15 protein-coding genes and 1 pseudogene are annotated in these 14,895 nt (G+C 38.5%); all 16 read left to right on the top strand.

The features are described 5' to 3' along the window. The first annotated feature begins 113 nt into the window (after nt 1-113). The 16 genes and pseudogenes from ABC382_RS10675 to topA all read left to right on the top strand — a co-directional run bounded on the left by ABC382_RS10675 (nt 114) and on the right by topA (nt 14,892). Entirely contained in the window at nt 114-449 is a 336-nt protein-coding gene (locus ABC382_RS10675; protein WP_274795941.1) for a putative DNA-binding protein, read from the top strand. A 12-nt stretch (nt 450-461) separates the two neighbouring features. After that, nucleotides 462-1,820, top strand: coding sequence for a signal recognition particle protein (gene ffh, locus ABC382_RS10670; protein WP_274795942.1), 1,359 nt, complete (start codon nt 462-464; stop codon nt 1,818-1,820). 94 nt (nt 1,821-1,914) lie between these two features. Next, on the top strand, nt 1,915-2,187 hold the full coding sequence (gene rpsP / locus ABC382_RS10665; protein WP_024362057.1) for a 30S ribosomal protein S16: 273 nt from the start codon (nt 1,915-1,917) through the stop codon (nt 2,185-2,187). Nucleotides 2,188-2,202: 15 nt separating this feature from the next. Then, nucleotides 2,203-2,436 (top strand): annotated as a pseudogene (locus ABC382_RS10660) (KH domain-containing protein). Between the two features lie 476 nt (nt 2,437-2,912). Next, nucleotides 2,913-3,428 (top strand): ribosome maturation factor RimM, encoded by a 516-nt coding sequence (gene rimM / locus ABC382_RS10655; RefSeq protein ID WP_274795943.1) that lies wholly within the window; start codon nt 2,913-2,915, stop codon nt 3,426-3,428. Beyond that, the gene (gene trmD / locus ABC382_RS10650; RefSeq protein WP_312505489.1) at nt 3,428-4,165 is read left to right on the top strand and encodes a tRNA (guanosine(37)-N1)-methyltransferase TrmD; all 738 of its coding nucleotides are present in this window, start codon (nt 3,428-3,430) and stop codon (nt 4,163-4,165) included. The genes rimM and trmD overlap by 1 nt, the downstream gene beginning before the upstream one ends. A gap of 117 nt (nt 4,166-4,282) precedes the next feature. Continuing rightward, nucleotides 4,283-4,627: a 50S ribosomal protein L19 gene (gene rplS, locus ABC382_RS10645; protein WP_274795944.1), complete on the top strand. Its 345-nt coding sequence runs from the start codon at nt 4,283-4,285 to the stop codon at nt 4,625-4,627. A gap of 105 nt (nt 4,628-4,732) precedes the next feature. Beyond that, a complete protein-coding gene (lepB, locus tag ABC382_RS10640; protein WP_274795945.1) occupies nt 4,733-5,296 on the top strand; it encodes a signal peptidase I in 564 nt (187 codons plus the stop codon). Nucleotides 5,297-5,353: 57 nt separating this feature from the next. Continuing rightward, entirely contained in the window at nt 5,354-6,229 is an 876-nt protein-coding gene (ylqF, locus tag ABC382_RS10635) for a ribosome biogenesis GTPase YlqF (RefSeq protein ID WP_274795946.1), read from the top strand. Between the two features lie 154 nt (nt 6,230-6,383). Continuing rightward, nucleotides 6,384-7,145: a ribonuclease HII gene (locus ABC382_RS10630; RefSeq protein WP_274795947.1), complete on the top strand. Its 762-nt coding sequence runs from the start codon at nt 6,384-6,386 to the stop codon at nt 7,143-7,145. Nucleotides 7,146-7,201: 56 nt separating this feature from the next. Next, nucleotides 7,202-9,091, top strand: coding sequence for a hypothetical protein (locus tag ABC382_RS10625; protein WP_322611409.1), 1,890 nt, complete (start codon nt 7,202-7,204; stop codon nt 9,089-9,091). Continuing rightward, nucleotides 9,088-9,390: an EscU/YscU/HrcU family type III secretion system export apparatus switch protein gene (locus ABC382_RS10620; protein ID WP_274795949.1), complete on the top strand. Its 303-nt coding sequence runs from the start codon at nt 9,088-9,090 to the stop codon at nt 9,388-9,390. Before ABC382_RS10625 ends, ABC382_RS10620 begins: the two co-directional genes overlap by 4 nt. 162 nt (nt 9,391-9,552) lie before the next feature. After that, nucleotides 9,553-10,713, top strand: coding sequence for an ADP-forming succinate--CoA ligase subunit beta (gene sucC, locus ABC382_RS10615; RefSeq protein ID WP_274795950.1), 1,161 nt, complete (start codon nt 9,553-9,555; stop codon nt 10,711-10,713). 17 nt (nt 10,714-10,730) lie between these two features. Next, nucleotides 10,731-11,633 (top strand): succinate--CoA ligase subunit alpha, encoded by a 903-nt coding sequence (gene sucD / locus ABC382_RS10610; RefSeq protein WP_274795951.1) that lies wholly within the window; start codon nt 10,731-10,733, stop codon nt 11,631-11,633. 191 nt (nt 11,634-11,824) lie between these two features. Continuing rightward, nucleotides 11,825-12,721 (top strand): DNA-processing protein DprA, encoded by an 897-nt coding sequence (gene dprA / locus ABC382_RS10605; RefSeq protein ID WP_322611410.1) that lies wholly within the window; start codon nt 11,825-11,827, stop codon nt 12,719-12,721. A 92-nt stretch (nt 12,722-12,813) separates the two neighbouring features. Next, nucleotides 12,814-14,892, top strand: a complete 2,079-nt coding sequence (topA, locus tag ABC382_RS10600; RefSeq protein ID WP_274795953.1) for a type I DNA topoisomerase — start codon at nt 12,814-12,816, stop codon at nt 14,890-14,892. Nucleotides 14,893-14,895 lie beyond the last annotated feature (3 nt).

Below are 14,895 nucleotides of genomic sequence, written 5' to 3'. Positions count from 1 at the left end.
GCGAAGAAGCCTGAACGCGGCAATTTAGGCTTTTAGACAAGGAGATTACCTTGACACAGACGGGCGCTTTTCGTTATGATACAAATGACTAATAGCGGGAGGAGAAACATTCGATGCTACTTGAAAAAACAACACGCATGAACTTTCTCTTCGACTTTTATCAAGCATTATTAACAGATAAGCAAAGAAGTTATATGGAACTATACTATTTGGATGATAACTCTTTAGGAGAAATCGCTGAATCGTATGGTGTTTCACGCCAAGCTGTTTACGATAATATTCGTCGAACAGAAGCGATGCTTGAGGAATATGAAGAAAAATTATGTTTACTTGAAAAATTTCAACAACGTACCCAAATGCTGTCGCAATTAACAGCAGGAATAACAGAAAAAACCATGACAGTTGAAGAACAGTTAGCGCTTATAGAACAGCTGAAAGAATGGGATTAGGAGGCGAAAGCAATGGCTTTTGAAGGATTAGCGGAACGACTCCAAGGAACGATCCAAAAGATTAAAGGCAAAGGGAAAGTATCAGAGCAAGATGTCAAAGAAATGATGCGAGAAGTCCGATTTGCTTTAATTGAGGCGGATGTTAACTTAAAAGTAGTCAAAGAATTCGTAAAAAAGGTAAGTGAACGTGCTGTTGGTGTTGATGTTATGCAAAGCTTAACACCAGGTCAGCAAGTTATTAAAATTGTACAAGATGAATTAACAGAATTAATGGGTGGCGAACAAAGCCCCATTAAGTTTAATACAAAGCCACCAACTGTCATTATGATGGTCGGTCTACAAGGTGCAGGGAAAACGACAACTACAGGTAAATTGGCAAATGTATTACGTAAAAAATATAATCGTAAGCCATTGCTAGTTGCCGCTGACGTTTATCGTCCGGCAGCCGTTCAACAATTAGAGACATTAGGTAAACAGTTATCGATACCTGTTTTTGCATTAGGTACTGACATTTCTCCAGTAGAAATTGCACGTCAGGCTATTGAAAAGGCGAAAGAAGAGCATCATGATGTCGTGATCATCGATACGGCAGGTCGTTTGCATATAGATGAGGACTTAATGCAGGAATTAAAGGATATTCGTGCGTTAAAAGAGCCAGATGAAGTATTTCTTGTTGTTGATGCCATGACAGGTCAGGATGCAGTCAATGTAGCAGAAAGCTTTAATGAAGCAATCGGCATTACTGGGGTAGTTTTAACAAAGCTTGATGGTGATACACGTGGTGGTGCGGCACTATCTATCCGTTCTGTGACTCAAAAGCCAATTAAATTTGTTGGGATGGGCGAAAAGATGGATGCGCTGGAGCCATTCCACCCAGAACGTATGGCATCACGTATTTTAGGTATGGGTGATGTGCTGTCATTAATCGAGAAAGCCCAAGCAACGGTTGATGAGGCAAAGGCAAAAGAACTTGAAGAAAAGTTCAAGTCTCAAACCTTTACATTTGATGATTTTGTTGAACAATTACAGCAAGTCAAGAAAATGGGACCTCTTGATGAAATATTAAAAATGCTTCCTGGTGCAAATAAAATTAAAGGCTTAGACAATGTAAAAGTCGATGATAAGCAAATGGGACGGGTGGAGGCTATTATTTATTCCATGACGCCTGCTGAAAAGACCAACCCCGAGATTATTAATGGTAGCCGTAAAAAACGTATTGCTAAAGGCTCAGGGACGTCTATTCAAGAGGTTAATCGTCTGATCAAGCAATTTGATGAAATGAAAAAAATGATGAAGCAAATGACTGGAATGGCAAGTGGTAAAGGGAAGAAAAAAATGAAATTACCAGGCTTTGATTCATTGTTTAAATAATAATTTTTAGGTGTTAAGAAAAAACACTTTACAAACAACCTAAACATTGATAATATACTATCTTGTGTGAAACTTATTCGGAGGTGCTATTAAAATGGCAGTTAAAATTCGCTTAAAACGTATGGGAGCTAAAAAATCTCCTTTCTATCGTATCGTAGTTGCAGACGCTCGTTCACCACGTGACGGTCGTTCAATTGAAACAGTTGGTACTTACAACCCACTAACTCAACCAGCTACTGTAAACATTGATGAAGAGAAAGCTCTTAAATGGTTAGCTGACGGTGCAAAACCATCAGATACAGTACGTAACCTGTTCTCAGAACAAGGAATCATGGAAAAATTCCATAACCAAAAATTCAGTAAATAATCGGGGGCGACGTCTTTGAAGCAGCTGATTGAAGCAATCGTTTTACCGTTAGTCGATTATCCAGAAGAAGTTCGTATTGAGACGGATGAAAATGCAAATCGAATTGTTTATAAACTTTTTGTTCATCCAGAGGATTGAGGGAAAGTCATAGGCAAGCAAGGGCGAGTAGCGAAAGCGATTCGTACAATTGTTTATTCAGCGGCAGGTAGTCACCATCAAAAGAAGACCTACGTCGATATATTGGATTAATAGAAAAGATGTTTACGCTCTTGCACTAAGTACTTTTGGGTCCTGATAGATGTGGTTACATGTCGCTTAGGAGTTCGAAGTGGCCTTTTAGCATGAAGCGTAAAATCTGGACGAAGAAGGAGGGAGCTTGTAGGTTCCTTCCTTTTTTTATCTTTTTTCGCAATAGAATCGCTTTATTCCGCATGAACAAGCTGTAATGCCAACTGTATACTGAAACCAAAGTTAGGTGGTAGATGAGCTGCTGTAAATGTTTGATTAGTGAAAGCTAACAACCTGTAGCTCTAAGGACAAGCACAAAATAAAGCATAATTAAAGATTATAGCTAATGGTAATTGCTTATATTGATAATACAAGACAAATTAGTCTTAGCTAAAACTACGTTCTTCCAAAGCAATTCTGCTAACAGTGATAGAAGTGAAAATGCTACGCAAGATGCTTTGTGAAGACAAGTATGTTTTTTACGAGGTGAAAGTTGAATGGAATGGTTTAATGTAGGTCGTATAGTCAATACACATGGTATTCGTGGTGAAATACGTGTGCTATCGACAACAGACTTTGAAGAAGAACGTTTTGCAGTAGGGAATAAGCTTGCTGCCTTTAAAAAAGACGATAAAAAGCCAACATGGGTGACTATTGAATCTGTACGTCGTCATAAAAACTTTATTTTATTAACCTTTGAAGGTATGAACAATATTAATTTAGTCGAGCCATTTAAAGAAGGCATGCTAAAAGTGACAAAAGATCAAATGACTGATGATCTACTTGAAGAAAATGAATTCTTTTTCCATGAAATAATAGGTTGTACTGTTATTTCTGAAGACGGCCAAACAATTGGTATTGTGGCAGATATCCTGCAAACAGGGGCAAATGATGTGTGGGTAGTCAAAGGTTCGAAAAAAGAGCATTATATCCCATATATAGAAGATATCGTAAAAGATATAGATGTTGAAGAAAAGAAAATAGTAATTCATGTAATGGAAGGTCTATTATGATGAATATTCATGTACTAAGCCTATTCCCAGATATGTTTTCTGGCGTTTTTGGAGCGTCGATATTAAAGAAAGCACAAGAAAAAGGCGCTGTAAAACTAGAGGTAACGGATATTCGTACATTTTCGGGGAATAAGCACAATCAAGTTGATGACTATCCATATGGTGGTGGAGCAGGCATGGTATTAAAGCCTGAACCTATGTTTAGTGCAGTAGAGGCAATAACTGCAGGAAAACAGCCACGTATCATTTTAATGTGTCCACAGGGTGAAAGATTTACTCAGAAAAAGGCAGAGGAGCTAGCACAGGAAACGGAATTAGTTTTCTTATGCGGGCATTATGAGGGCTATGATGAACGTATACGTCAGCATCTTGTGACAGATGAAATCTCCATTGGTGATTTTGTGTTAACAGGTGGCGAGTTAGGAGCTATGACCGTTATTGATAGTGTAGTTAGACTGTTACCTGGTGTATTAGGGCAAGAGGATTCACATATTCAAGATTCTTTTTCAACAGGTTTATTGGAGCATCCCCATTATACACGACCTGCGGAGTTTCGTGGAATGAAGGTACCTGATGTTTTACTTTCGGGAAATCATGCTAAAATCGAGCAATGGCGAGAGGAACAATCGCTGAAAAGAACTTTTGAGCGTCGACCAGACTTACTCGAGCATTATCCATTAACAGACAAGCAAAAATTGTATCTAGAAAAACTAAAAAACAATCATCAAGATGCTTGATTACGTGCTTTATTTATGATAACATCTATTCTGTACTTCTATGTGAAGTACTGAATTACGGTGTTCCGCTGTGGCATAGATTGCGTGCAAGAGCATCTGTCTAAGGAGAGAAAAACAATGTCAAACATTATTGCAGAAATTACAAAAGCTCAGCTTCGCACTGATCTACCAGCTTTCCGTCCTGGTGATACTGTTAAGGTACACGTGAAAGTAGTAGAGGGTACTCGTGAACGTATCCAAATCTTCGAAGGTGTAGTAATTAAACGTCGTGGTGGCGGTATTAGCGAAACTTTCACAGTTCGTAAAATTTCTTACGGTGTAGGTGTTGAACGTACATTCCCTGTACACACACCAAAAATCGCTAACCTAGAAGTTGTACGTCGTGGTAAAGTACGTCGTGCTAAACTTTACTACCTACGTAACCTACGTGGTAAAGCTGCTCGTATTAAAGAAATTCGATAATTATGACTTAAAAGTGAGGGGCTTGAGTTCAAGCCCCTTTTCTTTTTGCTTGTCATCTTAATTCACTATCATCTAAAATGGTGATAGACAAGGGGGCAATTCTCGATGGAAAAACAGGTGAAAGAAAAGAATGAATTATGGGAATGGACAAAAGCACTATTAATTGCATTTGCGATTGCTGCAATTATTCGATATTTTTTATTTACACCCATAGCAGTTGATGGAGAGTCCATGATGCCAACCCTTGAAGATGGCGATCGAATGATTGTGAATAAAATTGGTTATAAAATAGGTGAACCGAAACGTTTTGATATCGTTGTATTTCATGCACCTGAACAAAAAAATTATATTAAGCGTGTAATTGGATTGCCGGGGGATACACTGGAGTATAAGGACGATCAATTGTATATCAATGGTGAGCCAATAGATGAGCCCTATTTAGATGCTTATAAAGCGCAAATCACCGGAGGAACCTTAACAGAAGACTTTACCCTAAAAGACATCGATGTTTCTTTGGACACCATTCCTGAAGGATATGTTTTTGTCATGGGGGACAATCGTCGAAATAGTAAAGATAGCCGACATATCGGGCTAGTTGAACAAAAGGAAATTATCGGTAACACCAGTTTGATTTTCTGGCCGTTTAGTGACATAAAAATTGTAAAGTAATGCAAGAAAGGGAGCGCTGAATCACTCCCTTTTTCTTTTAGTTTAGGAGGTATAGGTGTGACAATACAATGGTTTCCTGGGCATATGGCAAAAGCCCGACGTGAAGTAACTGAAAAATTAAAGCTTGTTGATATTATATTTGAATTAATAGATGCTCGTTTACCCCTATCCTCGCGTAATCCGATGATCGACGAAGTAATTAATCAAAAACCTCGTCTGTTAATTTTAAATAAAGCGGATATGGCAGATGAGCAAGAAACACGTAAATGGGTAGAATATTTTGCTCAACGTGGTCATAGAGCAGTAGCCATTAATTCACTTGAGGGCAAAGGCTTACAGCAAGTAACAAAAGCCGCACAAGAAATTTTAAAAGAAAAATTTGACCGTATGAAAGCAAAAGGAATGAAACCTAGAGCTATTCGTGCCATGATTGTTGGAATTCCGAACGTTGGAAAATCAACGCTCATCAATCGCTTAGCGAAAAAAAATATCGCTAAAACGGGCAATACACCAGGTGTGACTAAAGCACAGCAGTGGATTAAAGTCGGTAAAGAACTGGAGCTTTTGGATACGCCAGGTATTTTATGGCCGAAGTTTGAGGATCAAGAAGTAGGCTTTAAATTAGCTTTAACAGGTGCCATTAAGGATACCATTACAAATATGGAAGACTTAGCTGTCTATGGTTTGCGATTCTTATCTGTTCATTATCCAAAGCGTATGGAAGAGCGATATGGTATCGAATTTATTCATGAAGAGTTAGTGGATACATTCGACCATATTGGGAAACTACGTCGTGTATTCGGTCCTGGTGGAGAAATTGACTATGATCAAGTAGCTCAACTAATTGTTCGAGATATACGCGGATTACAATTAGGTAAACTTACCTTTGATTTTGTTGAAGAACAGCTAGAAAAAGAAGCTGAGCAATTATAAGTTTTGAAACTGTCACATGTTCTTGTGGCAGTTTTTCTTTTAGGAATGACTTTTCTTACCGATAATGACTATAGAGAGGTAAATAGTTTTCAAGTTAAAGAGACTACATAAACATGTTATAGTTTTAATGAGTAGTAGCAAGAAGGAGTACAAAATGAAAACCATTAAAGAAATTACAACTGCATTGAAAGATGCGGAGGAATGGCAAGATTGGATGATAGAAATAGAGGCGGATGAAAGAGCTGGCGTACAGAAGGCTTGGCTTACATGGCAAAAAAGACAAGATAAAAAACGTCAATTACAAAAAGCACATCAAGCAAAAGTCGCATTCGATTTAAGCTACGGGGGCATAGATACATTGATTGCTGGTGTAGATGAGGCGGGACGTGGACCGTTAGCGGGGCCAGTCGTGACTGCAGCTGTGATATTACCGACTAATTGCGAGGCGCTTGTTGGATTGAATGATTCGAAACAATTATCAAAGGAAAAAAGAAACGCCTTTGCCACTTTAATTAAAGAGCATGCCATTAGTTATTTTATCCATTTTCAATCGGCCCAGCAAATCGATGCGTTAAATATTTTTGAGGCAACCAAACAATCTATGAAAGCAAGTGTAGAATCACTAACGAAAAAGCCGGATGTTGTTCTTGTAGATGCTATGACATTGCCTATTTCAATCCCACAGGATTCGATTATTAAAGGTGATGCTAAAAGCTTAGCAATAGCGGCAGCCTCTATTTTAGCTAAAACAGCCCGAGATGATTATATGGAACAATTAGATAAGGACTTTCCGATGTATGGCTTTGGACAACATGCCGGCTATGGTACAAAGCAGCATTTAAAAGCATTAGAGGAATACGGACCAACTATTCATCATCGTAAATCATTCGAACCGATTAAATCCATGTTTCAATAACGTTCAAAAAGGAAACACAATTACACGAAGGAGTAATTGATGAAAGGAGTTTGTATATGACAGCCACATCATTTAATCCGATTCAACCGCAACAAAATGCTATCACATCAACAAATCAACCCCTTGCCTTAAAGCAAGGACAAGTATTCCATGGCACAATTAAGCAATTATATCCAGACCAGATGGCAGAAATACAAGTAGGCAATCAAAAGTTCATAGCTAAACTTGAAGTACCTTTAAAAGCCGGAGATGCCCATTTCTTTCAGGTAACAGGAACAAATCCACAAACGGAATTAAAAGTGGTGACTGGACCGATGATGCAAGCATCTACGCCCAATCAACAAATTAATCAGCTTTTAGAATCTATGAATTTACCTAAATCTACAGAGATGCAGCAATTGTTGGGACATTTTATGAAGGCGCAACTACCTATTTCGAAAGATCAACTGCTCCAAGCAGAAATATGGTTAAAGGCATTGCCAGAAGGGATGTCGAAAGTGGATGCACTGCAAACCATCCAAAAAATGATAGAGCTTAAAATGCCGATGACAAATGATGTGTTTCATGCACTCATGAATGGTCAAAAAACGTCTGGTATGACCACGCTCATGGATAACTTTGCTCAGCTTTTAGCAAAGGATGTAACTTTATCTGCCCAATTGAGGCAAAATCTAATGCAACAAGTACAAGTGATTGCCAAGCCTTTTGAAGTAGAAACGGGTGGTGTCATCCTTGCTAGAGTTCTTCAGAGTTTAACAAATAGTGCTGCAATGATGAGTGAAAAAATGCAAGCATTATCGATTCTCAAGGAATCAGGCATTCTTCCACAGCAGGCTACATTACAAAACTGGTCAAACATTAAAGAAGCAAAAGCTTTTCAACCAATGCAGCAAGCTGGACAAGTTATTCAAACCATCGTTGCTACAAAGCCTGAAAATGCCAGTCAACTTGTGGAACAGCTTAAAACATGGCTAGGAAATCAACAATTATTAACGAATGAGCAAAAACAGCAAATCAATCAGCTAATGGACCGTTTTAATCAGATACCGGTAACCAAACAAACGCTAGATGTTTTTGCTAAACAAATGCAGGATCAACTATTAAAAGCGTTTGCCCAAAATACAGCTGATCGTCTATTTACACAGGATGCCCATGCACTTTCTGTGAAGGATCATCTGCTCTCTCTTTTTAGGCAAGAATCAAATTCTCCTTTCCAGAATGAAGTTCTAATGCGCAACCTTGTGAAAAATAGCATTGATTCTACACAACCATTTATTCAGCAAACTTTAACCCAAGCAGATGCACTAGTACAAAATTCGATGGATAGCAAAGCGATGGAGCATGCCCTAAAAACAGTGTTAAAAAATTTAGGGATTAGCTATGAGGCTACCTTAGGCAATAAATCAGCGGATCTGCAAATGATTGCTCATCAGCTAAAGCCACAGCTCCATACATTATTGCAGGAAACTAATACGACACCTCAAATGAAGGAAGCGGCAGAAATGCTCATGACACGTATGAATGGCATGCAGCTATCTTCAGGAGAGAATGGTCATCAACATCAGCTTATTATGCAAGTCCCGCTTGAGTTTTTCGGCAAAAAGATGGATGCAACATTACAATGGAATGGTCGTATGAAGGATGATGGCAAAATCGATGCCAACTATGCACGTGTATTATTTTATTTACAGATGGCATCAATGCAAGAAACGGTGATTGATATGCAGGTTCAAAATAGAGTGGTCACAGTAACAGTCTTTAATGAGCATTCAGATATTCAGCCACTTGCGGAGCCACTAAAGACAGCCTTGAAAATAGGCTTGGCAGAAAAAAATTATCAACTTTCAGGAGTCTTTATTAAACAATTTGACAAGGGGCAAACGGCAAAAGTAAGTCCTGTAGTAGAACAGCAAGAGGAGCATAGTGGGGTGGATATCCGCGTATGAGCGAAGAAAAATTTACACGAAAAGAGGCAATTGCGCTTACTTATAAACTTGGACAATTTGATAGTCCAACTGTTGTAGCAAAGGGAAAAGGGAAAATTGCTGAAAATATTTTAGCTCGTGCCACTGAGCACAATGTGCCAATTTATGAGGATCCTAACCTCGTGCAATTGCTTGGTCAACTAGATTTAAATGAGTCCATTCCAGAAGAATTATATCAGGCCGTAGCTGAGGTTTTTGCATTTATATATCGTTTAGATCAGCAACATGCGCGAAAATATAGAAAAAATGAAGTATTCTGACTATTCTTGCAAGCTGTTTTAGTACACAAAATAGAAAAAAACGGCATAATAAGAGAGAAAATTCGAACTAAAGACAAAGTGTAGACTTTATCAGAATCTTTCGTTAGAATAGTCTATGTTAGTAAAACAATTCTACGCAAATGTTTGATGGGAGGATGTATTATGAATATCCATGAATATCAAGGGAAAGAGATTCTGAGAAAATATGGTGTAGCTGTACCGAACGGAAAAGTTGCTTTTTCCCCTGATGAAGCAGTGAAAGTAGCGAAGGAACTTGGCTCAAATGTAACAGTAGTCAAGGCGCAAATTCATGCAGGTGGACGCGGTAAAGCAGGTGGTGTAAAAATCGCTAAAAACCTAGACGAGGTACGTACGTACGCAAAAGAATTATTAGGGAAAATTTTAGTGACTCATCAAACAGGTCCAGAAGGTAAAGAAGTAAAACGCTTGTATATTGAAGAGGGTTCTGATATCCAAAAAGAATATTATTTAAGTCTAGTATTAGATCGTGCAACATCTCGTGTTACGATGATGGGATCTGAAGAAGGCGGTATGGATATTGAAGAGGTTGCAGAAACAAATCCAGAAAAAATCTTCAAAGAAGTAGTAGATCCTGTTGTGGGCTTAACAAGCTTCCAAGCACGTCGTATGGCGTTTAATATGAATATTCCAGCAAACCTAGTAGGGAAAGCTGTTAAATTAATGTTAGGTTTATATCAAGCATTTATCGACAAAGATGCTTCGATTGTAGAAATTAACCCACTTGTTGTAACTGGACAAGGTGAAGTTGTGGCATTAGATGCTAAGTTCAATTTTGATGCGAATGCACTATATCGACATAAAGATATTGTCGAATTACGCGATTTTGACGAAGAAGATGCAAAAGAAATCGAAGCATCCAAATATGATTTAAGCTATATTTCATTAGATGGTAACATTGGTTGTATGGTTAATGGTGCCGGTCTTGCAATGGCCACTATGGATACAATTAGTTATTATGGCGGAAGCCCTGCTAACTTCCTAGATGTAGGGGGCGGTGCAACAGCTGAAAAAGTAACAGAGGCTTTCAAAATTATCCTTTCTGATCCAAACGTAAAAGGCATTTTCGTAAACATTTTTGGCGGAATTATGAAGTGTAACATTATTGCTGAAGGTGTTGTGACAGCTGCTAAAGAAATTGGTTTAGCTGTGCCGTTAGTTGTACGTTTAGAAGGTACAAATGTAGAACTTGGAAAAGAAATTTTAAATGCATCTGGTTTAAACATCGTTGCAGCGGATTCAATGGCTGACGGTGCACAAAAAATTGTGGGACTAGTAGGCTAAGGAAGGCAGGGAGAACAATGGCTGTATTTATTAACAAAGATACGAAGGTAATTGTACAAGGGATTACGGGCGAAACAGCTCTTTTCCATACGAAGCAAATGCTAGAGTATGGTACTAAAATCGTAGCAGGTGTAACACCAGGTAAAGGTGGACTTGAAATCGAGGGAGTTCCTGTTTTCAATACAGTAGCAGAAGCTGTAGCTGCAACAGGAGCTACAACTTCAGTTATCTATGTACCTGCACCATTTGCGGCAGATGCAATTTTAGAAGCTGTTGATGCTGAATTAGAATTAACAATCTGTATCACAGAGCATATTCCTGTCCTTGATATGGTTAAAGTTAAACGTTATATGGAAGGTAAAAAGACTCGCTTAGTAGGTCCAAACTGTCCGGGTGTAATTACTGCTGACGAATGTAAGATTGGGATCATGCCTGGTTACATTCATACAAAAGGCCATGTAGGAGTTGTTTCTCGTTCTGGTACTTTAACATATGAAGCGGTGCACCAACTAACACAAGCTGGCATTGGTCAAACAACTGCTGTAGGTATCGGTGGAGACCCTGTTAACGGTACAAACTTCATTGATGTTCTAGAAGCATTTAATAATGATCCAGAAACATACGCAGTAGTTATGATTGGAGAAATCGGTGGTACAGCTGAGGAAGAGGCAGCTGCATGGATTAAGGCAAATATGACGAAACCTGTCGTAGGCTTTATCGGTGGACAAACTGCACCTCCAGGCAAACGTATGGGTCACGCTGGTGCTATCATTTCTGGTGGTAAAGGAACAGCAGCAGAAAAAATTAAAGCGATGAACGCTGCTGGTATTGAAGTAGCGGAAACACCGTCTGTTATTGGTGAAACGTTGATTAAAGTAATTAAAGAAAAAGGGCTATACGAAAAGTGTAAAACCCATTAAAATGGAAGATGTAGCACATTGCGGCTACATCTTTTTCATTATTTATACACTGTATACCATCTTCTCTTTTCCTACTTGCGGTGAAGAAAACGACAATTCTGTGGCAGATGTCATAAATAATGATGAAAAAGTTGTGTTGAAATTATCTTGCGGTCATTTAATTTCTTCTATTATAAAAGGAGGTTTGTTAAATGATCCTTGCAATGGATACCCAGAGATTACTAGCTTTACATTATGTTTACCCATTACCACTTCAGAAACTTCAGCGTTTATTGACCCCAGTGAATATTTTAAACGAGTTTGAAAATATTCAATATGATGAAATAGCAAAGGTTTTACAAATATCGGCACATAAAGCATATCAACTCTCGCACAGTTTTCGACAAATTATGACAACTTCATTTGAAGAGGTTTATGCACAAGCAAATATAGTCCCCATACCGTTTTATCATCCTTACTTCCCAGCGCAATTATTTGAAATATCCAACCCACCTACTGTATTGTATGTGAAAGGTCAGTATTCCCTGTTATCAAATAATAAACAGATAGCTATTATAGGTTCTAGGAAGGCTACAGCGTATTCAAAGAGGGCGATAGATGTCATAGTCCCACCTCTTGTTCAACGTGGGTATACGGTCGTCAGTGGGCTTGCTAGAGGTGCTGATACGATAGCACATAGGGCGACAATTGATGTGGGAGGCCACACAATTGCGGTGCTTGGACATGGTTTTAATTATCTCTATCCAGCAGAAAATCGCGTTCTTGCTAAACAATTGGCAGAACACCAACTACTAGTGACAGAATACCCCCCTTACATGAAGCCTGAAAAATGGCATTTTCCAATGCGTAATCGAATTATTAGTGGATTATCTCAGGCCTTAGTTGTCACAGAAGCTGCGTTGAAAAGTGGCACGCTTATTACAACTGAGCTTGCATTGGAGCAAGGGAAAGATGTATTTGTTGTGCCAGGACCTATCGATGCAATGCAGTCTAGGGGAACAAATCAATTACTTTTAGAAGGGGCCATTCCAGTAATAAATGGTCATCAAATTATTGAAACATTGGACCTCTTTTCTAACAAAAATTGAAAAAAAGTTGCATTATCTTAAAATCTGTTATACATTTTGCAACAGGTAACTTAAAAAATTTAGTAATAGACCTCGCTAAGGGGGAGACATAGATGGCGGATTATTTAGTGATTGTAGAATCACCGGCAAAAGCAAAAACAATTGAACGATATTTAGGTAAGAAATATAAAGTAAAAGCATCGGTTGGACATGTTAGGGATCTTCCACGTAGCCAAATGGGTGTTAGTGCTGAGAATAACTTTGAACCTAAATATATTACGATACGTGGTAAAGGACCTGTATTACAGGAATTAAAATCTGCGGCAAAAAAAGTGAAGAAAGTTTATCTAGCGGCCGATCCAGACCGCGAGGGAGAAGCAATTGCTTGGCACCTTGCGACTGCGTTAAACATTGATATTCACTCAGATTGTCGTGTTGTATTTAATGAAATCACCAAGGATGCAATTATAGAGTCCTTTAAAAATCCACGTCCAATTAACATGGATTTAGTAGATGCACAACAAACAAGACGTATATTGGATAGACTCGTAGGCTATAACATTAGCCCGATTCTGTGGAAAAAGGTGAAAAAGGGTCTATCAGCAGGTCGTGTACAATCGGTAGCTCTACGCATGATTATTGATCGTGAAAATGAAATTAAAAACTTCCAACCAGAAGAATATTGGACAATTGAAGGAACATTTGAAAAAGGTAAAAAAACCTTTGATGCTCTTTACTATGGAAATGGTAAAGACAAAATTAAATTAACAAATGAAGAACAAGTAAAGGCAATATTAAAAGATGTAAAAGGAACAAACTTTAATGTTGTCAATGTAACGAAAAAGGAACGCAAACGTAATGCTGCGCCAGCCTTTACAACATCTTCTTTACAACAAGAGGCAGCACGAAAGTTGAATTTCCGAGCTAAGAAAACCATGATGCTAGCTCAACAGTTATATGAAGGTATTGATATTGGGAAAAAAGAAGGAACAGTCGGGTTAATCACATATATGCGTACCGATTCAACACGTATTTCAGATACGGCTAAAGCGGAAGCGGTTACTTATATTGAAGGAAAGTATGGTAAAGAATATATTGCTACTGAGATAAAGCAAACGAAGAAGGCTTCGAATGCGCAGGATGCTCATGAAGCAATACGCCCAACAAGCACAATGCGTACACCAGATGAATTGAAGACTGTTCTTAGCCGTGATCAGTTACGTTTATATCGCTTAATTTGGGAGCGCTTTATCGCCAGCCAAATGGCTCCAGCAATATTAGATACGGTAGCAGTTGATCTTCAAAACGGTGATGTTTTATTCCGAGCGAATGGCTCACAAGTCAAATTTGCTGGCTTTATGAAACTGTATATCGAAGGTACTGATGATCAGACAGAAGAGACGACAAAACTTTTGCCTGAAATGGAAATTGGTGATCAAGTAAAATCGCTTGAAATCGAGCCTAAGCAACATTTTACACAGCCACCACCACGTTATTCAGAGGCGCGACTTGTTAAAACAATGGAAGAACTAGGTATTGGGCGCCCATCCACATATGCACCGACCCTCGATACAATTCAGCGCCGTGGCTATGTTGTATTAGATGCTAAACGCTTTATGCCAACAGAGCTAGGTGAAATTGTACACCAACTCGTACTAGAATTTTTCCCGGATATCATAAACATCGAATTCACAGCACAAATGGAACAAGATCTAGATGATATTGAAGAAGGTAATCGTCAATGGAAAAATGTTGTGGAAGAGTTTTATAAAGACTTTGAAGTTCATGTAAAACATGCAGATGAGGCTATGGAAAAAGTAGTGATTAAAGATGAACCTGCTGGAGAGGATTGCGAGCTTTGTGGATCCCCGATGGTTTATAAGCTTGGACGATATGGCAAATTTATGGCTTGCTCGAACTTCCCGGACTGTAGAAATACAAAAGCTATTATGAAACCTATTGGTGTGAAATGTCCTTCCTGTGAAACGGGCGAAATTGTAGAGCGAAAAAGTAAAACAAAACGACTGTTCTATGGTTGTAACCAATACCCTGAATGTGAATTTGTATCATGGGACAAGCCAATTAGTAGACCATGCCCGAAATGTAGTGCATTATTAGTAGAGAAAAAGATAAAAAAAGGTGTCCAAATTCAATGTACAAAGTGTGACTATGAAGAGACACCAACTCAATGATAG

Source organism: Lysinibacillus phoenicis, from assembly GCF_047238325.1.
Classification (GTDB): Bacteria; Bacillota; Bacilli; order Bacillales_A; family Planococcaceae; genus Lysinibacillus; species Lysinibacillus irui.
This window is presented reverse-complemented; position numbering and strand designations above follow the sequence as displayed.